Here is a 21,723-nt window from a genome sequence, read left to right as displayed (position 1 = left end):
TTGACTTAGCCAAATATCCAGTGCCACAAAAACGGGATGGTGATGGCGGTTGCCATTGTATTGAGCCCCATCGCCAATCCGGAAAAAGCCCCCGCCGTTTCATTGACCTGAAAGGCGCGCGCGGTTCCGATCCCGTGCGATGCGACGCCCATGGCAAAGCCCCGTGCCCGCCAGTCTTTCAATCGCGCCATATTCATCACCATCGGGCCAATGGTTGCCCCGACAATACCCGTGGCAATGACGCAGACAGCGGTCAGGGCCGGAACGCCACCAATGTTTTCGGCAATGCCCATGGCAACCGGGGTGGTCACCGATTTTGGGGCCAGTGACGCCAGTGTTTCCGGACTTGCGCCCAAAGCCCACGCCAGAAGAACCGTGCTGGCACTGGCCACCAACGATCCGAATAAAACGCCAAAGACAATCACCGGCATGGCGCGTTTAAGCGTTTCGGTTTGACGAAACAGCGGCACGGCCAAGGCAACGGTGGCCGGGCCAAGCAGGAAGTGCACAAACTGTGCGCCTTCGAAATAGGTGGCATAGGGGGTGTCTGTGATCTTGAGAAGAAACGCGATCAGGGCAATGGCAATCACGACCGGATTGCACATGGGGTTGCGGTTGCTTTTCTGATAGAGCCAGAACCCGATGGAATAGGCGACAAGCGTGATGGTTAGTCCGGTCAGCGGTTTGGTCGACAGATAAACCCAAAGCTGTGTGATATCGGTTTCCATTACGATGCATCCTTTGCGCTATCTGGGGTAGATACATCGGTTTGTTTGGGCAGAAGCTTTGACATCAGCATCGCGGTCAGCACGATGGCGAGCAAGGTCGATACAATCAAAGCCGCCGCAATCGGCAGCCAATCGCCCTTAAGCCGGTCAATCTGGGTGACAACGCCGACACCGGCGGGGACAAACAGCAATGAAAAATGGATCAGAAGGTTATCGGCCGCATCGGTCAGGACCTTTGGCGGTTTGCGACTGATCAACAAGCCAAAGAACAACAGCACCAGCCCGATCACCGGACCGGGTACCGGCAGGTCAAACAGTTCCGATATGACTTCGCCAAACAACTGGCAAACAAGTATCAGGGCGAATGCGGCAATCATCAATGGCCTCCCGATAGGTGCGGTTCATTTATGCGTTTCTGAGCCTATGACATAATGGCATTCGGGGTATTAGACTTTTACTAAGAACGAAAAACGCCCGTGCCGAATGGGCACAGGCGTTTTATGTTACGGGTGTTTCCCGGCTTTCTAACAGGGAGCCTGGGCATACATGGATGCCCGCCTTCGCGGGCATGATGTAAAAAGATGACCGGTTTTATGTCGCCGCATGACGCAGCCTGTGACGGATTACAGAATATCGAGCACGTTTTCCGGCGGACGGCCCAGAACGGCCTTGTGGCCATTGACCACAATAGGACGTTCGAGGGCGCGCGGATGGGCGCAAAGCGCCTCGATAAGCTCCTGCCCACGCAGATCGGCAATGCCTTCTTCTTTGGCTTCCTTTTTGCGCAGGATGTCTTCGGGTTTCATGCCGAGCATCTCAATCAGTTCCGACATTTCTTGCGGGGACGGCGGTGTGTCGAGATAAAGAATGACATCGGGTGTGATGCCTTTTTCTTCGATCAGTGCCAGTGTCTGACGCGATTTGGAACAGCGCGGATTGTGATAGATGCGGACCATCATGTCTGGGGTCTCCGTATCAACAGGGATGCAAAAGGATGGATTAGTGATAACCGCCTTTGATCCGGCGATCAAATGCCGTCAATCATCGACAACAGATCATTCAGTTCATCAAGGTCGCTGTTGATGATGCGGGTGGCGGTGTCATAGCCAAATCCCTGTCGGGCGAGGGCGGCCATATCTTTTTCGCGTTTTTCATCGCGGATATCAGGACGTCGCCACGGGCCAAGGCGGCGACGACGGGCATAGGCGGCAGCGGCGGCAATGTTGGGGTCGGTGCCGCGGACCTCGTCATAGGCGGCTTGTTCGGCCTCGGCCTTAAGATCCTTGAGTGCGGTATCAATCTGATCGGATGCGATCCCGCGTGATGACAAGTCAGCCGCAATAACCCGCATGGCTTTGCCCTTGCGAAAAAGCGATCTTGCCCGTCCCTTGGCATAGGCATCATCATTAATAAACCCGGCCTGTTCGCAGGCGGCCAAAACCGACTTCATCCAGTTTTCGGCTTCTTCGGGATCGGTGCCATATTCCGCCGCCGACAGACGTATTTTACCGCGCATCAGTTTTTCAAGCCGGGCACGTGAGGCGGCAAACCGTTCAAGATACCAGGTCGCGTAATTCATCAGATAATCACGCGTGACACGGCGCGGGCGGTTGGCTTCGCGCTGCTTGTCCTTGGCGTTTTGGGTGTTTTTCCGGTTTGAAGTCGAAAAACGGGCATTTCCGACCGGCTTGTTTTCGCCGTCAGACTCCAGGGTTTCCGGGCCTTGGCGCTGTTTTTGTGTCATGTTCGCCATCATGAATGAATACGCACCCTTGCAACAAGTACCCTACTCTCCCTATTTTACCGGCAATTGTCTGCATTTTTCCGAAGGAAATTCTATGAGTGAACTAGCCCCACGTCAGATGGGCGCGGTCAACTGGCTTGGTCTTTGGACGCTGTATGCCAAGGAAGTTCGACGCTTCCTCAATGTGCATCTGCAAACCATTGGCGCGCCGGTTGTGACCAGTCTTCTGTTTCTTGCTGTGTTCCTGCTGGCGCTTGGCCGGGCGGTTGAGACAGTAAATGGCATTGCCTTCGCCACCTTCCTCGCCCCCGGTCTTGTCATGATGACCATGGCGCAAAACGCCTTTGCCAATTCATCAAGTTCGCTGACGATTGCGAAAGTTCAGGGCAATATTGTCGATGTTTTGATGCCGCCATTGTCAGCCGGTGAAATGGTTGCCGGGTTTGCCTTTGGTGCGGTGACCCGTGGTGTGATGGTCGGTGCTGTTACCGCCATTGTCATGGCGTTCTTTGTCGATATCCGCATCCATAACATCTGGGCGATCCTGTATTTCGGGATTTCTGCGTCCTTGATGCTGGCCCTTCTGGGGATTGCGGGCGGCGTCTGGGCCGAGAAGTTCGACCATATCGCCGTGGTCACCAACTTTGTCGTCACTCCGCTGTCGTTCCTGTCAGGCACGTTTTACAGTGCGGACAGCCTGCCCGAAGCGGGGCAGATTCTGGTGCATTTCAACCCGTTTTTCTACATGATTGACGGGTTCCGTTATGGCTTTACCGGCATTTCGGACGGCACCATCATGACAGGCGTTGTTGTGTTGGCAGCGGTCAATGCGTTGCTGTGGTTGCTGTGCTATCGCATGATCAAAAGCGGGTATAAGCTTAAGGCGTAACCACGCCAAACAGCGCGGTCTGGCGCAAAATTCAATCAATCGGGCAGCATCACATCGTGGATGCTGCCCTTTTTCATTTCCATAACCTTTGCCAAATCAGCTTTCTAAGTGCTTTTTGCGACGTTGACAGGCATCATGAATCTCTTGATACTCCCCGGCTTCCCGGTATTCTGCCGGAGCTGACCAAACGGTCAAGAATGTAATTTCTACCCTAATTCGAGGAATGAAAAAGTGATTACTCCCGTCATGCCGACCTACGCGCGGGCCGATCTGGCCTTTGAGAAAGGTGTTGGACCTTATCTCTTTGCGCAGGACGGCCGACGATTCCTTGATTTCGGGTCGGGTATTGCGGTCAATACCCTTGGCCATTCGCACCCGCATCTTGTTAAAGAACTGACCGAACAGGTTGGCAAACTTTGGCATACATCGAACCTGTATCAGATGCCCGGTCAGCAGAAACTGGCCGAACGACTGATTGCCAACAGTTTTGCCGATACGGTTTTCTTCTGTAACTCCGGTGCGGAAGCCAACGAGGCGGGCATCAAGATGCTGCGCCGGTATCAGCATGTGTCGGGCCATGCGCAAAAGAACCGCATATTGGTCGCGACCAATGCGTTTCATGGCCGGACCTTGGGCACGCTGACCGCGGGATATAGCGAAAAGTACCGTGAGGGCTTTGGCCCGATGCCAGACGGTTTTGACCGGGTGGCCTTTGGCAATCTCAATGAATTGCGCAATGGCATTACCGAAAACACCGGCGGTATTTTGCTTGAGCCCATTCAGGGCGAAGGCGGGATTTGCAAGGCGCCTGATGGTTATCTTGAAGGGGTGCGCAAGGCGGCCGACGAGTTTGGCCTGCTTGTGATGTTTGACGAAGTTCAGACTGGTATTGGCCGGACTGGTAAGCTGTTTTGCTATGAATGGTCAGACATGCAGCCCGATATTGTGTCTTCAGCCAAGGGTCTTGGCGGCGGATTCCCGATCGGCGCCCTTTTGGCCAATGAAAAGGCCGCAGCGGCCTTTTCGCCGGGCATGCACGGGACGACCTTTGGCGGCAATCAGCTGGCAACGGCGGCGGCCAATGCGGTGCTTGATGAAGTTCTGAAACCCGGTTTCCTGGACCATGTGCTTGAGATGAGCGGCTTGATCCGTGACGGGCTTGATGCGATTGCGCGCAAGCATCCGGGCTTTATCGACGAAGTACGCGGCAGGGGCCTTCTTTTGGGCATGAAAACGGTGCCAAACAACGGTGAAGTTGTCGCCAAACTGCGTAAGTTGAACCTTTTGACGGTTCCGGCAGGCGACAATGTGGTGCGACTTATACCGCCGCTTAACATCACCAAAACCCATGTTGACGAGGCGCTGACCGCAATTGATGCGTGCGCGGCTGCTCTCGCGCCGTAATGGCGCGCAGTAAGGAAGATTGATTTATGACTGATATTCGCCATTTTCTCGATATCGATGTGCTGCCGTCGGGCACGCTGAACGATATTCTGACCCTTGGGGATTCCGAAAAAGCGGGTAAAGCCCCGTTTGGGGACAAGCCGCTTGCGGGTAAAACTCTGGCCCTTATTTTCGAAAAGCCATCGACCCGTACACGCGTGTCATTTGAAGTCGGTATGCGTCAGCTTGGCGGTGATGTTGTCGTGCTTGATGCCGACAGCAGCCAGCTTGGCCGCGGCGAAACCATTGCCGATACGGCGCGCGTTTTGTCGCGTTTTGTCGATGCGATCATGATCCGTACCACCGATGAATCCAAACTTTTGGAAATGGCGAAATACGCCACGGTGCCGGTGATCAATGGCCTGACCGATCAAAGCCACCCGTGCCAGATCATGGCCGACCTGATGACGATCAAGGAACATAAGGGCCGTCTTGACGGGCTTAAATTTGCCTGGGTCGGGGATGGCAATAACGTGTCGGCATCCTTTATCCATGCCTCGTCGAAATTCGGCTTTTCAATGGATATGGCCTGCCCGGCGGGCTATCGCCCCAATCAGGGGATGATTGAGACCGCCAATGCCGATGGTGGCAAGGTGCGGATGACCGACCTTGATAGTGCGCTGGCCGGTGCTGATGTTGTTGTCACCGATTGCTGGGTTTCGATGGGGGATGAAGATTACGACGCCCGCATGGAAGCATTGGCCCCCTATCAGATCAACGCCAAAACCATGGCGCAGGCCAAGACGGATGCGATTTTCATGCATTGCCTGCCAGCACATCGTAACGAAGAAGTCACCGACGAGGTGATCGACGGACCGCAATCGGTGGTGTTTGACGAAGCAGAAAACCGTCTGCATGCGCAGAAAGGGGTTCTGCTATACTGCTTTAACGGCTTGCCATCCTGAGTAGGCAACCTAAATAAGGCATTACGAATTCGCGAGGGGCAGTTTTGACTGCCCCTTTTGCCATGCTGAGTTATGTATGTGGGCGTTTGATGAAAGCGCCTCGACAATGACGGGCCGAACTTGTTATACGGCCCAAACACGCACAACATCGGAAGCCGAACATGCAGATCGCTGTCGATTTTTGCCAGCCCTTCACGCTGGATCATTCCAACATCCGTGGCCGCTTTACGCGCCTTGGCCCATTGGTGCAGACCATCATTGGTCAGCATAGTTATCCTGCGCTTGCCAACCACCTTTTGGGTGAGATGATTGGCCTTGCGGTGCTGTTGTCGTCGTCGTTGAAATATGACGGGCTGTTTACCCTTCAGACATCGTCGGACGGGCCGATCAGCATGCTGGTGGTCGATGTTGACAGTGAGGGCAATGTACGGGCGTGCCTTCGGGTTGATGAAGACCGCCTCAATACCCTGATCGCCGCCGAAGAAGGCGGGGAAGAGGCCCTTCGTGGGCAGGTTCTTAAACTGATGGGCAACGGGCATATTGCCTTTACGGTCGATCAGGGTGATGAACATGAACGCTATCAGGGTATTGTGTCGCTTGAGGGGGCAACCCTTTCGGAATGTGCAGAGGCCTATTTCCGTCAGTCAGAGCAGCTTGAAACCGCCTTCAAACTTGAAGTTCATCAGGGTGAGGTTGATGCCGACTGGTGGGTTGGGGGATTGTTCCTGCAACGCTTGCCGGTCAGTGCATCTGGCGATGCCGCCACCCCGGAAGAAGGCGAAAAGGTTGCCGAGGACTGGAACAGGTCAAAAATCCTGATGACCAGTGCGACGGAAACCGAACTTGTCGATATTTCACTGTCGGCACATGATTTGATCTGGCGCCTGTTCCATGATGAAGAACCGCGTGTGTTCGAACAGGCGGAATTGCGGTTCAAATGTCGCTGTTCGCGCGAAAAGATCGAAGGTGCGCTTGTGACCTATCCACTCGACGAATTGCTGTCGATGCGCGAAAGTGACAGCGGTGAAGTTGCGGTGTCGTGCCAGTTCTGCAACACGCGCTATGGCTTTAACGAAGCAGACATTCGGGCTTTTAAGGCCGATGACGCGCAAAGTTCATAAAAAGATTACAGCGCATTCGCCTGTCACAGGCTTGCCTTAATCATCACGCAACGTCACCATGGATAACCAAATCCATGGTGACGTTTTTGTATGAGTTTTGAATGACGAGGGAGTTTGATTTCATGAAGGTATTGTCCATCAATGGCATGCGCGCAAGCATTGCCGGTGTCATGGTTGCGCTGCTGGCGGCCTGCACCAGCACGCCGGTGGCAAATTACCCCGATGTCACCTGGCGTCATCTTCAACCGATTGTGTTTGCCGCCGGGCCGGTTGAAAAAGTTGCTGCGTGGGATTCAAAAGTGAATGGCTCCATGGCCAGCAGCCTGCCCTTCAGCCTTGGCAAAATGGCAATGAACTGGCCCGATGACCGTATCCAGACGGCCGGTACCAGCGACATGCTGCGCTATTCCGTGACCGAGGCGTCGATCACGTCAAACGCACTTAAAACGACCAAGGGCATCAAAGGTGCCTTTACCGATGATCAGTCTGAAAATATCGAGCTTAAGGTTGCGGCCAAACTTGAGCTTCTCGATGCCAATGGCGTTCAGAAGGGCGAAGTGCAGGCCATGGCCGCACGGTCGCACACACTTTCAGAATCAATGTCGGTCGCCGAGCGTGAAAAAGCAATTTACGACGAAACAGCCACCTTGCTGATGGACCTTGATCGCGAACTTGAACGTCAGATCAACAGTAACCTTGGACGTTTTCTGGTCCGCTGATTAAGACGCGAAATCCGTTATGTGTGACAAAAGCCCGGCAGGTCATCTGCCGGGCTTTTTATTGTCTGATGATTGTAAAAATGGCCGCTTCTAGCGGAACATCATCACTGGGACATGGCAGGAGCGCACCATTTCGGTGGTGGTGCTGCCGATGATCAGGTTGCGGATGCGTGAATGGCCATAGGCGCCCATGACAAGAAGGTCGATGGCATCGGCTTTGATCCGGTCCTTGATCACGTCTTCGGGTTCGCCTGCGGCGAACTCGGCGTTGACGCTATAGCCTGCGGTGCGCAGGATTTCTGCGGCCTGATCGAGTTTTTCCTGCAGGCTGTCGGTTGATTTGCCAACGCACAGCAAGGTGCAGGGCAAATCGGTAAACAGCTTGCCCGCGGCAATGTGGCGCACAGCCTTCATGGCACTTTCCCCGCCATCAAAGGCGATCAGGAATTTCTCGATCGGTTTGAACGCACGTGATGCCACCAGAACCGGTTTGTGGGCCGCACGGACAACCCGTTCAAGGTTCGATCCCAGATGCAGTTTGGCAAAATCGGCGGCTTCCCCGCGTTTGCCAATCACGATCAAATCGGCATCGCCTTCAAATTCGGCAAGGCTTTCGATCAGGTCGCCGTGGCGCAATTTGGTGCCGACGGTTTTAAGGCCACCTTCCTCAAGCCCGGATTTGGCTTCTTCAAGCAGCAAGCGACCGCGTTTGAGTTCAAGCTTGGCTTTTTGCTCATCGAGATCGGAAAGCTCCTTGAGCAAGGCTGTGCGTGCGCCAAGCTTAAGATTACCACTCAGATCGGCGGGTTCGGAACCCACACCACGCCGGCCCAGAACATGCATCAGGTCAACCGAGGCGCTGGTGCGCTCGGCAACCCAGCGTGTGAGGTCGCAAACGCTTTGCGAATAACCCGATCCGTCAATCAATGCGATCAGATGTGTCATGATCGTTTCCCTTTTCCCTTGCCCTGTGGGCTTAGTGGCCCATCAGGCGTTCAAGCGCGCCGGGCTTATCATGGATGGCCAGTTTATCGACGATTGTTTCACTGGCTTCATTGAGACCGATCAATTCGACTTCGGCCCCTTCACGACGGAATTTCAGCACGACCATGTCAAGGGATGCAACACTTGAAATGTCCCAGATATGGGCGTGGCTGACATCAATCGTGACCTTGTCCAGCGCTTCCTTGAAATCAAAAGCGGCGGTGAAATCATCGGCCGAGGCAAAGAATACCTGACCTTCGACATTGTAGGTTCGGTGTGTTGTGTCTTCTGAAAGGGTACTGGTAACACGGAAAATCTGGGAAATTTTCCAGGCAAAGAAAATGCCCGACAAAAGAACCCCGACCAGAACCCCAATCGCGAGGTTGTGGGTGCCGACAACCGTGATCACCGTGGCCAGCATGACGATGGATGAACTGCGCGGATGTTCTTTGAGGTTCTTGATCGAGGACCAGCTAAATGTGCCGATCGACACCATGATCATGATCGCAACCAGGGCGGCCATCGGAATGATGCTGACGATGTCGCTTAGGACGACGATCATGAACAGCAGGAAAGTTCCGGCCACAAAGGTCGACAACCGACCGCGACCACCGGATTTCACGTTGATCACAGACTGGCCGATCATTGCACACCCGGCCATACCACCGATAAAGCCCGTGGCAGTATTGGCAATACCCTGACCAATGCATTCGCGGTTTTTGTTTGATGATGTATCGGTCAGATCATCGACAATCTGCGCGGTCATCAGGGATTCCAAAAGGCCGACAACCGCAACTGCTGCTGAGTAGGGCAGGATGATCATCAGGGTATCAAGATTAAGCGGAATGTCGGGGATCAGGAAAATCGGAAGGGTAGAGGGCAGTTCACCCATATCACCCACGGTCCGCAAATCAGCATTGATAAACAGCGATATCACCGTCAGGACGATGATACAGACCAATGGCGATGGGATCACTTTGGTGATGCGCGGGAACAGATAAATGATCGCAAGCCCGCCCGCGACCATGGCATAGGTCACCCAGGTAACATTGGTCAGTTCGGGCAATTGCGCCATAAAGATCAGGATCGCCAGCGCATTGACAAAACCGGTCATCACCGATTTTGAGACAAATCGCATGACGTAGCCGAGTTTGAGAATGCCGGCAAAAATCTGTAGCAAACCGGCAAGAACCGTTGCGGCCAGCAGATATTCAAGCCCGTGTTCACGCACCAGCGTGATCATCAGGACCGCGGTGGCTGCCGTGGCGGCCGAAATCATGCCCGGACGTCCGCCGACAATGGCGGTAATCACCGCAATCGAGAAAGAGGCATACAGCCCAACCTTCGGATCGACCCCGGCGATGATCGAAAAGGCGATGGCTTCGGGGATCAGGGCAAGGGCCACGACGATCCCGGCCAGAACATCACCACGGATATTGCCAAACCATTCGGTCCGCAATTGCGGAAGGAAATCGGTGTTCACAGACTTGTCTCCAGTCGAAATTTTCATATTGCCGCGCCATCTGGCGGACAAAAAGCAGATAGAGTTTAGGAATTTGGGTGGGCGGAACGCTGTTTCGTCACTGCCACGCGTGTAACGTCGGCGCTGAAAAAATCAGACCGGTCGCAGGCAGGAATTTATCGAAACAGTTCTTACATCGGCCTAGTGTCCATCAAAGGATAAGCAAGGTTTGCCACATTGCAGCGCCGATTTACTTAAAGCAATTCCAGAACCGACACAACCGGCAATATTAAGACGGGCAGAGATAAGGGGGCTTTCGAACGTAAAAACGGCCCGGCGCAAAAGACCCGAGACCGGTTCTGTGTACTGCCGGTCATCGGCTGGCAGATAAAAAGGCCTGACCCCGACAAGGCGGGATCAGGCTGGATTTTGGCCGGATTTTTTTTGGGGAGGCTTTTATCCGTGCGGCTTAGGCGTTGTCGCGTATGGCTTTGGCAATCGCCTTGCCACACGTGATCGTATCAGCCGAGCCGCCAAGGTCGGCGGTGCGGAGCGTTTCATCCAGCAGTATGTTTTCAATGGCGCGCATGATGGCGTCATGGGCATCGGTATGGCCCAGATGATCAAGCATCATTGCCCCGGACCAGATTTGGCCAATCGGGTTGGCAATGCCCTTACCCGCGATGTCGGGGGCGGACCCATGTACAGGCTCAAACAGGGACGGGAATTTACGTTCCGGGTTGATGTTGCCCGATGGCGCAATGCCGATGGTCCCCGTGCAGGCCGGGCCAAGATCCGACAGAATGTCACCAAACAGGTTGGATGCGACCACCACGTCAAACCGGTCCGGGTTCATGACGAACTGGGCGGTCAGGATATCGATATGGTATTTGTCCCAGCTGACGTCGGGATAGTTTTTCGCCATTTCAACCACCCGTTCATCCCAATAGGGCATGGTGATTGAAATGCCGTTCGATTTGGTTGCTGAGGTCAGATGTTTGCGCGGGCGTTTTTGTGCCAGCTCAAAAGCATATTTCAAAATGCGATCAATCCCGGTGCGTGACATCACCGTTTCCTGAATGACGATTTCTCGGTCCGTGCCGGGATACATCTTGCCCCCGACCGAGGAATATTCGCCTTCGGTGTTTTCGCGCACGACATAGAAATCAATATCACCGGGTTTGCGCCCGGCAAGCGGGGAGGGCACACCGGGCATCAGTTTGGCGGGGCGCAGATTGACATATTGGTCAAAGTCACGCCGGAACTGAATGAGCGATCCCCACAGCGAAATATGGTCCGGCACCGTATCGGGCCAGCCGACCGCGCCAAAGAAAATCGCATCGTGATTGCCAACCTGTGCGCGCCAGTCGTCGGGCATCATCTGCCCGTGCTTTTGATAATAGTCACATGATCCAAATTCGAAGGTATCGAATGTCAGATCGATGCCAAAGACATCTGCGGTGGCCTCAAGAACGCGAATGCCTTCGGGCATGACTTCGGTTCCGATGCCGTCACCTGCGATGACTGCGATTTTGTGGGTGGCACCTGTCATGATGTTTTTCCTCCGTCGTGTTTTTATGGTTTGCCGGGAAATCGGAATGACCTTGATAATTGTGGGGCAGTATTCTCAAGATTGGCGTTTGCGTTCAGCTTAAGCAAGACTTCGTGCAACTGATCAGACCCTAGCCAATTGAAAAAAAGGCCCCCGCTTAAGAACGGAGGCCTTTTGGAACTTTTCGACAGTCCGCTTTGATTAGCGGTTCTGACGGTTATCAATCAGATCATCGACAACACCCGGATCGGCAAGGGTCGATGTATCGCCCAGCTGATCATATTCATTGGCGGCAATCTTGCGCAGGATACGGCGCATGATTTTGCCTGAACGGGTTTTGGGCAAGCCCGGCGACCATTGCAGGTAATCGGGGCTGGCGATCGGGCCAATTTCCTTACGGACCCATTTGACCAGTTCGACCCGCAGTTCTTCGGTCGGTTCCTCGTCGGCATTCAGCGTCACATAGGCATAGATGCCCTGACCCTTAATGTCGTGGGGAACACCCACCACGGCGGCTTCGGCCACCTTGGGATGGGCAACCAGGGCGCTTTCGACCTCGGCGGTGCCCATGCGGTGGCCCGACACGTTGATCACGTCATCAACGCGGCCCGTGATCCAGTAATACCCATCATCATCGCGCCGTGCGCCATCGCCTGTCGTGTAGACATTTGGGAAGGTGCTGAAGTAGGTCTGGATAAACCGTTCATGATCGCCGTACACCGTGCGCATCTGACCCGGCCAGCTATCCTTGATCACAAGGTTGCCATCGGTTGCCCCGGTCAGTTCCTTGCCTTCGGCATCAAGAAGGGCCGGTTCGACACCAAAGAATGGCAAGGTTGCCGAACCCGGTTTAAGATCGGTTACACCGGGCAGTGGCGAAATCAGGATGCCACCGGTTTCGGTTTGCCACCAGGTATCGACAATCGGGCATTTGCCCTTGCCGACATGCTGATTATACCATTCCCAAGCTTCGGGGTTGATTGGCTCGCCGACCGAGCCAAGGATACGAAGCGATGACAGGTCGGCCTTATTGACCCAGCTTTCGCCTTCGCGCATCAGGGCCCGGATCGCGGTCGGTGCGGTATAGAAAATGTTGACCTTGTGCTTTTCGCAGACTTGCCAGAAACGCGATGCGTCCGGATAGCTTGGCACACCTTCAAACATCAGGGTCGTCGCGCCATTGGCAAGCGGACCATAGACGATATAGCTGTGGCCGGTGACCCAGCCAACGTCCGCCGTGCACCAGTAAATATCGCCATCGTGATAATCAAAGACATACTCGTGCGTCATCGACGCATAAACAAGATAACCGCCGGAGGTGTGTAAAACACCCTTCGGCTTGCCGGTTGAGCCCGATGTATAGAGAACAAACAGCGGGTCCTCGGCATTAACCTCGGTCGGCGGGCAATCGGGCGAGGCGGCGGCACAGGCTTCGTGATACCAGACGTCACGCGCGTCGTTCCATGCGACATCTTTGCCGGTGCGTTTAACGACAACCAGCTTTTCAACCGATTTCACGCCGGGATGCGAAAGCGCCTCGTCGGCGTTGCGTTTGAGCGGAACCGCACGGCCGCCACGCAGGCCTTCGTCCGATGTAATCACGACTTTTGCGCCGCAATCTTCAACACGACCGGCAAGGGCTTCGGGTGAGAAGCCACCAAACACGATGGAATGGATCGCGCCAATACGTGCGCAGGCCAGCATCGCAACCGATGCTTCGGGGATCATCGGCAGATAAATGACAACGCGGTCACCTTTGCCCACACCCATCGATTTCAGCGCATTGGCGAAACGGCAGGTGCGTTCATGCAGGTCGCGATAGGTAATATGTTCGGAAACGCTGGGATCATCGCCTTCGAAAATGATGGCGGTCTGATCGCCGCGTTTTTCCAGATGACGGTCAAGACAGTTGGCCGAAACGTTCAGCGTGCCGTCTTCATACCATTTGATGTAAAGGTCGTTGGCGTCAAAGCTGACATTTTTGACTTTGGAATAGGGCTTGATCCAGTCAATGCGCTTGCCGTGTTCGCCCCAGAAACCTTCCGGATCCTCAATCGACTGCTTGTACATAGCGTCGTATTTGGACTTGTCGATCAGGGCGCCCTTTGCGATATCGTCGGGGACGGGATAAACGTTCGCAGACATATGTGGCCTCTTGTTCGTTTCCTGTTGTCTGTGCGTTCGTACCGGACACCTGCCCGCTCGCAGATAGATGTCTTGCATCGATACGATATTCCGGTGCGGTTCAGGGTCAGAACGTTATGCACATCTGGCCGTTCCGTAACGGCCCGTCGGCATGGCAAACCTGATCCTGTCGCTTGGCGCCTATGCTAGTGCGCCGGGGGTCTTGATGGAATACAACTTAAGGCGGGGGGCATTTCACCGAGAAATCGCCAGATTGCCTTGCGAAAGGTCCCGCCCATGTCTTGCCGGGGCTGTCATGAGAACGGTGTTGGCGGGGATGCCCTGGACAATGATCTAAAGCCATATTCCATATATGTCTTTGAAATATAGTCTAATTTTAGACGTTCGCCAGCGCCTGTGCGACAATATTTTCATCTGATCTTTCGGATTATTTTCACGTTGCGTTGTGGATTTGACGGAACAAAACAGATACAAAGAACGCAGATGATAATGAAATGGTGGGACAATGGATCCGATATCTTTGGCCGCAGGGGCTGTTTTGGCTTCTGTGGTGGCGCTCGTATTTGGCGGATTAATGATCAAACGCATCAAAGATGCCGCCGATGCCCAGACAGAGTCGCGCACAGCCCTTGTTTCGTCGCAGCTTGAGCAAACCGAAGCCACACGTCGTGATTTGGCAAGCGAGCTTGCGATCACCCGCGACAAACTGGCCGAGGCGGCGGAAAAACGCGCCATTGCCGAAACCACAGCCCACCGGGTGCCCACCCTTGAAGCCGAGATGAAAGAACTGCGCACTATTCTTGATCAGTGGCGCGAAAAGGGATCGGAACTTGAAACCGCGTTAGAAAAAGAACGCGAAGCCGCAGCAGAGAAGCTTGCGATGCTTGAAGATGCCAAAATCAAGTTGCTTGATAGTTTCAAGGCGCTGTCGTCCGATGCGCTTAAGGTCAATAACGACGAGTTCATGAAGCTTGCGCGCGAAAACTTTTCGCGCATGCAGGAAGGAGCCAAAGGCGACCTTGAAAAGCGTCAGCAGGCAATTGACGGCATGGTCAAACCGATCCGTGAACGGCTTGAGGCATTTGATACCAAGGTCAACGAGCTTGAGAAAAACCGTAAGGAAGCTTACGGCGAGCTGCGCGAGCAGGTCGGCACATTGGTGCAATCGCAAACCAAGCTGACCAAGGAAACGCAGACGTTAAGCTCCGCACTACGCTCAAGTTCGTCGGTCTCGGGGAAATGGGGTGAGTTGCAGCTTCGGCGTATTGTTGAACTGGCCGGGATGCTCAAACATTGCGATTTTGACGAACAGGTGCATTTCAATACCGACGAAGGTGTTCAAAAACCCGACATGGTTATTCACCTGCCGGGCGGGAAAAACATCGTCGTTGATGCCAAGGCGCCGACATCGGCCTATCTTGAGGCGATTGACGAAAAATATGACGATGATCGCCGCGAAGCCTTGATGGGCACCTATGTGACCAATGTGCGTAAGGTGATCTCGGAGCTTTCGAAAAAATCCTATTGGAAATCGGTCGACAGTCCGGAATTCGTTGTGCTGTTCCTGCCCGGTGAAAGCTTCTTTTCAGCCGCCCTTGAACGCGATCCGCGTTTGATCGAAGACAGTTTCCGCGATGGGGTGATTTTGGCGACCCCGACCACCTTGCTTGGGTTGCTGAAAGCCGTGTCATACGGCTGGCGACAGGAAGCCCTGGCGGAAAGTGCGCGCGATATCAGTGAAATCGGCTTGCAGCTTTATGACCGTCTGGCGGCCCTTGCCAAGCATTTCTCATCGATGGGTAAATCGCTTGAAAGCACGGTGAAGCATTACAACAAGACATTGGGATCGTTGGAAGGCTCGGTACTGGTGTCTGCGCGCAAGTTGAAGGAAAAGCACATCGTTTCCGACGACCGCATGATCGAAGAACCTTTGCCGTCAGAAACCCATGTGCGTGAGATCACCAAGATGGAGCTGATTGGTGGTCCGGACGGCGAAACCGACACGGAATAATATGATTACATGATCGGCATATGCCCCCAACCGGCCCCAAAACTGGCGTCGAACATGGCTGATGTCTGTATCGTGCGGGGCAGTTTGCTTGACTTGCGGTCACGGAAACCTTATCTCGAAGCGCGAAATTCGCTATAATCAGATGACGCCCCGGATGGGCATCAGTTTTAGATATCAGTTCGAAATCGGATTACAGACCAATGGCCCTGCGTGAAATTCTTATTGTTCCAGACCCGCGCCTTAAGAAAGAGTGCGAACCGGTCACTGAGGTGAATGATGAGATCAGACAGCTTCTCAGCGACATGCTTGAAACCATGTATGCCGCACCGGGTATCGGTCTGGCAGCGCCGCAGATCGGGGTGATGAAGCGCGTGGTGGTCATGGATGTGTCTGATGACAAGGACAAGCCCGAACCCTTGAAGCTGATCAACCCGGAAATCATCTGGGAATCCGAGGATACTTCGATCTATCAGGAAGGTTGCCTGTCGATTCCGGACCAATATGCTGATGTCGAGCGCCCAATTGAAGTCGGTGTGCGTTATCTTGATGAAAATGGCGAAGAACAGGAAATCGAAGCTGATGGCTTGCTGTCGACCTGTATCCAGCATGAAGTTGATCATCTTGATGGTGTTTTGTTCACCGATTATCTGAGCGCGCTTAAACGCAACATGATCCTGAAAAAGGTTCAGAAACTTCAGAAGACCAAAAAGTCTGCCTAATAGAGAAAATGCCCCAGACTTTCTGTCCGGGGCATTTTTTATGTGTCTGATAAGGCGGTGAGGCGCAGCGGGGTTTTGTGCTCAGGGAATTTTACGGTAAGTTCCAATTCCCCGCCGCAAGCTTCAACGAAGTTCCGTAATGTCGACAAATACATATCTGTCTGTCGTTCCATTTTGGACACGGAAGCTTGCTGAATATTAAGATGATTAGCGATATCTTTTTGCACCAACCCTCTTAGTTTTCGAAGTTTTTCAAGGTTGCTGACTTCTGCAAGGAATGCGTCAGCGCGGGTTTCTATGAGCTCACGGCGTTCTTTGGGGAGCTCTTGTAAAATCTCACCCAGTTTGCGTGCCATTGTCTTTCTTCCTTAGTATTTCAGAGTGTACGAAGTCGTACGTTCTATGATGATAAATAATTGTCGTAACGTTGATCAGCCGTTTTGATTAGTTTCTTGTAAAATCGGCTCTGACTGGTTCCGGCCTTGTTTCCAGCAACCAGAATTACAGCATCGCGCTTGGGGTCAAATGCGAATGCAACCCGCCACACACCGCTTTTGTAGTTGAACCGGAGTTCTTTCATATTGGGGTGTCTAGACCCCTTTAGCGTGTCTACGTAGGGGCGCCCAATAGTTGGTCCACCAACTTCCAATGCGCGGGCCTTTGCCAGCACCTCGTTCTGCATATCCTCATCGAACTGGGTGATGAATTCATGATCGAACTCGTCACAAAAAATGACTGTCCACATTGCAAAGACCTTAAGTAAATCATGATTCTTAAATAATCGACCATGCTGGAAATATTTGATCGCATAGCCTCTGACGAATATAGCCCCTGACGAATTATTCGTCAAGGGCTATATTCTAATTATCTGAAGGTCAAGCTTGGCTTGTCATTTGATCAAGATAGCGCCAAATTGCCGCCAAGCGATCAAAAATACCACCGATATGACGATGAATGGACGCATGACATGACCAAACTGCGCATTGCCTTTATGGGAACCCCGGATTTTGCCCTTGTGGCACTTAAGGATCTGGTAGCCGCCGGTCATGATGTGGTGTGCGTCTATTCACAGCCGCCCCGACCATCAGGGCGCGGACAAAAGGAAACACCAACGCCGGTTCATGCATGGGCGCAAGAACAGGGCATTGAAGTTCGCACACCGGTATCGTTGAAATCCGACGCAGAAAAACAGGCTTTTGCCGATCTTGATCCCGATGTTGCGGTGGTGGCGGCCTATGGGCTTATTTTGCCAAAGGCGATCTTGGATGCGCCGAAATATGGCTGCTTGAACATTCATGCGTCGCTTTTGCCGCGCTGGCGTGGGGCGGCCCCAATCCAGCGCGCCATTCTGGCCGGGGACGCGGCAACCGGGGTGACGATCATGCAGATGGATGTCGGGCTTGATACCGGTGATATGCTGTCGGTTGGCGAAATCCCGATTACGGCGGAAACCTATGCCAATGGTTTGCATGATGATCTGGCGACCCTTGGCGGGACGATGATTGTCGATGCGCTGGCGAAATTGCAAAGCGGTGACCTTGCCCCCGTCAAGCAACCTGAAGAGGGTGTGACCTATGCCGCGAAGCTGGAACGGGCCGAGGCAAAACTTGATTTCAATGACGATGCCAGCGCGCTTGAGCGTAAAATCCGCGCCTTTACCCCATGGCCGGGGGCCTATTTTGAGTTGGGTAAGGAACGGATCAAGGTGCAGGCGGCTGAGGTGACCGATCAGACCGGCCCGGTTGGCGAGATTGTCGATGATAAGCTTTCGATTGCATGTGGAACCGGGGCGCTGCGCCCGACCCGTATTCAGCGTCCCGGTAAAGCGGTGATGGATGCAGACGCGGTGCTGCGTGGCTATGACAAACTTGCCAAGGGTGTGGTGCTGGGCTGATGACCGGGTCTGATATTATCCCCAAACCCGCGGGTGCGATCGCACATATTGCTCTTCGTCCGGCGCGCAATGCCGATGGGGATGGTCTTTCTGATCTGATTGAAGCGGTGTTTGCGCAGTATCCCGGCTGCGTGTTTGATCGGGCGGGCGAATTTCCTGAACTCGACGCCATTGCCGATGATTTTCGGGCGTCACATGGTCGGATGTGGGTGGCTGCGGATCGTGATGGACGTATTTTGGGATGTTTTGGCGTCAAATATGATCCGCCGACACGCGAAGCCGAACTTCACAAGGTTTATCTTGATCAATCCTGTCGCGGGCAGGGCGTTGCCCAGCGTTTGCTGGCAAAGGCGCTGACGTGGCTTGGCGACAAGCATTCCGACTGCGAAACCGTGATGCTGTGGACAGACACACGGTTTGAGGCAGGCCACCGGTTTTATGAAAAATGCGGCTTCGCCCGCACCGGGCAAAACCGCATTCTTGATGATCTTAGCCAATCGTCGGAAATTCAATTTCGGCTTGATTTTGCCACCTACCGCACATTTCTTACGATATAGGCTTCTTACCGCGTCGTATTGTTTTGGATGGCGCGGGTGTCCGGGGTGCCGTCGGGGTTCTTTTTGACCGCACGGGCATCGCGGAAACCAAGCTCCCACGGTGGAACCGGGGTAAATTTTTCGGCCAGAAAATCAACAAAAGCACGGACTTTTGGCGACAGATGGCGTTTGTGCGGATACACCGCCGAAATCCATGCCAGATCGTGGACATATTCGGTCAGAACCGGGGTCAGACGCCCGGCCCGGATATCCTCATGCACCAGATATTCGGCCAGACGCGCCATGCCCAGACCGGCAACGACGGCTTCGTGTAGCACATCGCCATCATTGGCCGAGAATGACCCTTGCGCGCGGAATGACACATGCCCATCAGGGGTATCAAAATGCCAGTCATTGAAACTTTCACGCGATGACAGATGCAGGCAGTTGTGGTTTTCCAACTCTTGCGGTTTGCGCGGGATGCCGTTCTTTTCCAGATATTCCGGTGATGCGACGATCATGCGGCGGTTGACGGCATATTTACGCGCAATCAGGGATGAATCCTCAAGGGCGGACAAGCGAATCGCCAGATCATAGCCATCGTTGACCAGATCGGTGAATTTATCATCGAGTGTCAATTCAATGCGCACATCGGGATAGCGCGCAAGAAATTCCGGGATCAGGGGGACGACCTGCATTTTGGTAAAGGCAACCGATGCATTGATCCGCAAGGTGCCGCGCGGGGCGGCATAAAGCTGGGTGACGACTTCTTCGGCTTCTTCGATCTCGGTCAGGATTGTGCGCGCACGTTCGTAAAAGGCGCGGCCTTCCTCGGTCAGGCTAAGCTGACGGGTGGTGCGCATCAACAAACGTGCGCCAAGCCGGTCTTCCAGACGCGAGATGTATTTTGAAACCGCCGACGGCGACAGGCGCATTGTCCGGGCAGCAGCCGAAAAGCTTCCCTCCTCGACAGCATGGACAAAGATTTCCATTTCAGCAGCGCGATCCATATCTCGACGATCCTATTTATGACGTTCATTCACAAGTAATGTGCATATTGAGGTAATTCTCTTTCCCCGTAAAGAAAATTAGATTGGGTTCATCGAGAGCGACACGGTTGTCGCCCACACCGAAATATCAGGAGGTCATCATGGCCACTTACGAAGAAATCACCACCCGTTACATCTCTGCAACCGAAATCGAAGCAGGCGTACGTAAAGGTCAGCAGCTCCGCGCTGAGTTCGTCGGTTCCTTCTTCCGTAACCTGTTCAAAGGTTCGGATCAGGTTTCGGATGTGAAGCATCCGGCCGGTACCGTCGGCGGTGCTGCCTAATCTACTTAACTTACGACCTTGCTGGTTGAGCGCCGATTGATTTTTCCTCCCCAAGAGGTGCTCCCGCAAGCTGATACTGATTTCTATCTAGCGTCTTCCTCCCAAGTTTTGACGCTGTTTTCCCGACTGGCCCGGTCACTTTTGTGATCCGGGCCATTTTTTTGTTCGGTCGTCAGGATGCTGAATTTTAGTTTTGATTTTGGCGGCGGTTATTCGGCACCCTGTGGATTAACACCGGGCGGCACGTAAAAGCCCGGCCGTTCGGAAATCCACGACATCACACTGACAATCGCCATGCCACCAATCGTCAGTCCCAGCATCACCTCAATCGACATGTCGGCGGCAAACATCCAGCCATAAATCGCCGGCCCCATCGCGGATGCCAGAACCATGATGGCGGTTAATGTGCTGCGCGCCGACCCGATTTCATCAAGTGGCACCAATTCGGGGATGATGGCGGTCCGAAGGGTGGTGGCAAAGCCGGTTGTGATGCCGACCAGCCCCATATAAATCAAAATCATCACCGGATGTGTCCCCAGTGACAGCAACAGCACCCCGATCATCACCGGGATCAGATGCCATGGGAAAAGGCGCCGGGCGGAATATTTGTCAATCAATGGCCCGCTGCCAAAGGCACCAAGCACGGATGTGATGGCAAATACGGTAAAACCGGCGGCAAACCAGCCAAGATCAATGCCCTTGTGGTTGGCAATTGCACCCTGATGGAAAAAAAGCGCAGTCATCACCAGTGGCGGTGTTGCCAGCATCGGCATGCAAAACCAGACATAGACCGAGCGAAACAGGCGTGGATGACCTGTGTCGGCACTGGTTTGGTCTGGTTCGGTTTGCGCCGTATCGGTGAGGCTGTCTGTTTTGTGCGGCGTTGCCGAGTCTTTAGGGGGTTGGGGTGTGGTTTTGCTTGGTGCAGATCGGAACCGTGCATCGGACCGGATCAGCAGGATGGCCAGCGGGATCAGGATCAGAACGATAAACACCCCGGCCGCGCCATAGGTATATCGCCAGCCAAACAGCGCGATCATTGCCAGCAAGGTTGCGGGCAAAATGGCCTCGGCCAGGGGAAAACCAAAACTGGCAATCGCAAGTGCGCGTCCGCGATGGCGGGTAAAATACCGCGCAATGCCGGTCATGCTGACATGGCTCATCAAGCCCTGTCCGGCCAGACGCAAGACAAATAAGGCAGCAATCAACCACCAGACATTGCTGGCGGTGGCAATCATCAGACAGCCAAGGGCCAGCAATCCCATGGTCGCCAAGCTGTAAGACAGGATGTCGACCTTATCGATCCAGCGCCCAACAACCGGCAGGCACAGTGCACTGCCAATCGTAATACCGGCATAGATGTTGGCAAATTCGGTTTCGTTCAGCGCAAGGCTGGCTGAAATGAACGGCACGAAAAGGGCGATCAGGAAGGTCTGCCCAAAGGACGACCCGAAACTGTGCAGCGCGCCAAAGGCAAGCTGCCTTGGGGCTTGGCGAAGCAAAAGAATAAATTGCATGAGGTTTCTAGCAGGAGTTTT

General features: G+C 53.9%; 22 protein-coding genes. 10 read left to right on the top strand and 12 right to left on the bottom strand.

All coding sequences use genetic code 11. From position 1 onward, the window contains the following. Positions 1-5: 5 nt before the first annotated feature. From AMM48_RS14330 to AMM48_RS14315, 4 genes are all read right to left on the bottom strand, one after another. Positions 6-728 (bottom strand): LrgB family protein, encoded by a 723-nt coding sequence (locus AMM48_RS14330; RefSeq protein ID WP_102784584.1) that lies wholly within the window; start codon positions 726-728, stop codon positions 6-8. Beyond that, positions 728-1,105 carry a CidA/LrgA family protein gene (locus tag AMM48_RS14325; RefSeq protein WP_101301129.1) on the bottom strand — a complete coding sequence of 126 codons (378 nt, stop codon included), beginning with the start codon at positions 1,103-1,105 and terminating at the stop codon, positions 728-730. Before AMM48_RS14325 ends, AMM48_RS14330 begins: the two co-directional genes overlap by 1 nt. A gap of 246 nt (positions 1,106-1,351) precedes the next feature. Then, positions 1,352-1,687 (bottom strand): arsenate reductase (glutaredoxin), encoded by a 336-nt coding sequence (gene arsC, locus AMM48_RS14320; protein WP_102784583.1) that lies wholly within the window; start codon positions 1,685-1,687, stop codon positions 1,352-1,354. A 68-nt stretch (positions 1,688-1,755) separates the two neighbouring features. Then, a complete protein-coding gene (locus AMM48_RS14315; protein WP_102784651.1) occupies positions 1,756-2,472 on the bottom strand; it encodes a regulatory protein RecX in 717 nt (238 codons plus the stop codon). A 94-nt stretch (positions 2,473-2,566) separates the two neighbouring features. Between AMM48_RS14315 and AMM48_RS14310 the strand changes: the two genes are divergently transcribed. The 5 genes from AMM48_RS14310 to AMM48_RS14290 all read left to right on the top strand — a co-directional run bounded on the left by AMM48_RS14310 (position 2,567) and on the right by AMM48_RS14290 (position 7,549). Continuing rightward, positions 2,567-3,361, top strand: a complete 795-nt coding sequence (locus AMM48_RS14310) for an ABC transporter permease (protein WP_165792299.1) — start codon at positions 2,567-2,569, stop codon at positions 3,359-3,361. 246 nt (positions 3,362-3,607) lie between these two features. Next, positions 3,608-4,765: an aspartate aminotransferase family protein gene (locus AMM48_RS14305; protein ID WP_102784582.1), complete on the top strand. Its 1,158-nt coding sequence runs from the start codon at positions 3,608-3,610 to the stop codon at positions 4,763-4,765. A gap of 26 nt (positions 4,766-4,791) precedes the next feature. Beyond that, positions 4,792-5,709: an ornithine carbamoyltransferase gene (argF, locus tag AMM48_RS14300; RefSeq protein ID WP_102784581.1), complete on the top strand. Its 918-nt coding sequence runs from the start codon at positions 4,792-4,794 to the stop codon at positions 5,707-5,709. 161 nt (positions 5,710-5,870) lie between these two features. Next, positions 5,871-6,830 (top strand): Hsp33 family molecular chaperone HslO, encoded by a 960-nt coding sequence (locus AMM48_RS14295; RefSeq protein WP_102784580.1) that lies wholly within the window; start codon positions 5,871-5,873, stop codon positions 6,828-6,830. A gap of 122 nt (positions 6,831-6,952) precedes the next feature. Then, positions 6,953-7,549, top strand: coding sequence for a hypothetical protein (locus AMM48_RS14290; protein WP_102784579.1), 597 nt, complete (start codon positions 6,953-6,955; stop codon positions 7,547-7,549). A 90-nt stretch (positions 7,550-7,639) separates the two neighbouring features. On the opposite strand, the gene AMM48_RS14285 is transcribed toward AMM48_RS14290, so the two are convergent. The 4 genes from AMM48_RS14285 to acs form a co-directional block, all read right to left on the bottom strand. Then, positions 7,640-8,494: a universal stress protein gene (locus AMM48_RS14285; RefSeq protein WP_102784578.1), complete on the bottom strand. Its 855-nt coding sequence runs from the start codon at positions 8,492-8,494 to the stop codon at positions 7,640-7,642. A 31-nt stretch (positions 8,495-8,525) separates the two neighbouring features. Then, complete coding sequence (locus tag AMM48_RS14280) at positions 8,526-10,043, bottom strand: SulP family inorganic anion transporter (RefSeq protein ID WP_102784577.1); 1,518 nt, start codon at positions 10,041-10,043, stop codon at positions 8,526-8,528. 421 nt (positions 10,044-10,464) lie between these two features. Next, entirely contained in the window at positions 10,465-11,547 is a 1,083-nt protein-coding gene (locus AMM48_RS14275) for a tartrate dehydrogenase (RefSeq protein WP_102784576.1), read from the bottom strand. Positions 11,548-11,748: 201 nt separating this feature from the next. Next, the gene (gene acs / locus AMM48_RS14270) at positions 11,749-13,692 is read right to left on the bottom strand and encodes an acetate--CoA ligase (protein WP_102784575.1); all 1,944 of its coding nucleotides are present in this window, start codon (positions 13,690-13,692) and stop codon (positions 11,749-11,751) included. 505 nt (positions 13,693-14,197) lie between these two features. Here acs and rmuC point away from each other — a divergent pair. Both rmuC and def read left to right on the top strand, forming a co-directional pair. Next, on the top strand, positions 14,198-15,703 hold the full coding sequence (gene rmuC / locus AMM48_RS14265) for a DNA recombination protein RmuC (RefSeq protein ID WP_101301102.1): 1,506 nt from the start codon (positions 14,198-14,200) through the stop codon (positions 15,701-15,703). Between the two features lie 200 nt (positions 15,704-15,903). Continuing rightward, a complete protein-coding gene (def, locus tag AMM48_RS14260) occupies positions 15,904-16,422 on the top strand; it encodes a peptide deformylase (RefSeq protein WP_022733924.1) in 519 nt (172 codons plus the stop codon). 38 nt (positions 16,423-16,460) lie between these two features. On the opposite strand, the gene AMM48_RS14255 is transcribed toward def, so the two are convergent. Together AMM48_RS14255 and AMM48_RS14250 are read right to left on the bottom strand one after the other, a co-directional pair. Beyond that, positions 16,461-16,778 carry an XRE family transcriptional regulator gene (locus AMM48_RS14255; protein ID WP_102784574.1) on the bottom strand — a complete coding sequence of 106 codons (318 nt, stop codon included), beginning with the start codon at positions 16,776-16,778 and terminating at the stop codon, positions 16,461-16,463. 44 nt (positions 16,779-16,822) lie between these two features. After that, the gene (locus AMM48_RS14250; protein ID WP_244271240.1) at positions 16,823-17,272 is read right to left on the bottom strand and encodes a type II toxin-antitoxin system RelE/ParE family toxin; all 450 of its coding nucleotides are present in this window, start codon (positions 17,270-17,272) and stop codon (positions 16,823-16,825) included. Between the two features lie 117 nt (positions 17,273-17,389). Between AMM48_RS14250 and fmt the strand changes: the two genes are divergently transcribed. Then, positions 17,390-18,316, top strand: a complete 927-nt coding sequence (fmt, locus tag AMM48_RS14245) for a methionyl-tRNA formyltransferase (protein ID WP_102784649.1) — start codon at positions 17,390-17,392, stop codon at positions 18,314-18,316. Further along, positions 18,316-18,873, top strand: a complete 558-nt coding sequence (locus AMM48_RS14240) for a GNAT family N-acetyltransferase (protein ID WP_102784573.1) — start codon at positions 18,316-18,318, stop codon at positions 18,871-18,873. Before fmt ends, AMM48_RS14240 begins: the two co-directional genes overlap by 1 nt. Before the next feature lie 5 nt (positions 18,874-18,878). Here the strand turns inward: AMM48_RS14240 and AMM48_RS14235 are convergent, their stop codons facing one another. Then, positions 18,879-19,862 carry a LysR family transcriptional regulator gene (locus AMM48_RS14235; protein ID WP_102784572.1) on the bottom strand — a complete coding sequence of 328 codons (984 nt, stop codon included), beginning with the start codon at positions 19,860-19,862 and terminating at the stop codon, positions 18,879-18,881. Positions 19,863-20,002: 140 nt separating this feature from the next. Here AMM48_RS14235 and AMM48_RS14230 point away from each other — a divergent pair, with 140 nt between their 5' ends. Beyond that, a complete protein-coding gene (locus tag AMM48_RS14230; protein WP_022733920.1) occupies positions 20,003-20,185 on the top strand; it encodes a hypothetical protein in 183 nt (60 codons plus the stop codon). A gap of 209 nt (positions 20,186-20,394) precedes the next feature. On the opposite strand, the gene AMM48_RS14225 is transcribed toward AMM48_RS14230, so the two are convergent. Beyond that, the gene (locus AMM48_RS14225) at positions 20,395-21,702 is read right to left on the bottom strand and encodes an MFS transporter (protein ID WP_102784571.1); all 1,308 of its coding nucleotides are present in this window, start codon (positions 21,700-21,702) and stop codon (positions 20,395-20,397) included. Between the last annotated feature and the right edge of the window lie 21 nt (positions 21,703-21,723).

The organism is Thalassospira sp. GB04J01 (assembly GCF_000751115.1).
In the GTDB taxonomy this organism is placed as follows: Bacteria; Pseudomonadota; Alphaproteobacteria; order Rhodospirillales; family Thalassospiraceae; genus Thalassospira; species Thalassospira lucentensis.
Note: the sequence above shows the minus strand (reverse complement) of the source record. Positions and strands in the feature narration are given on the sequence as shown.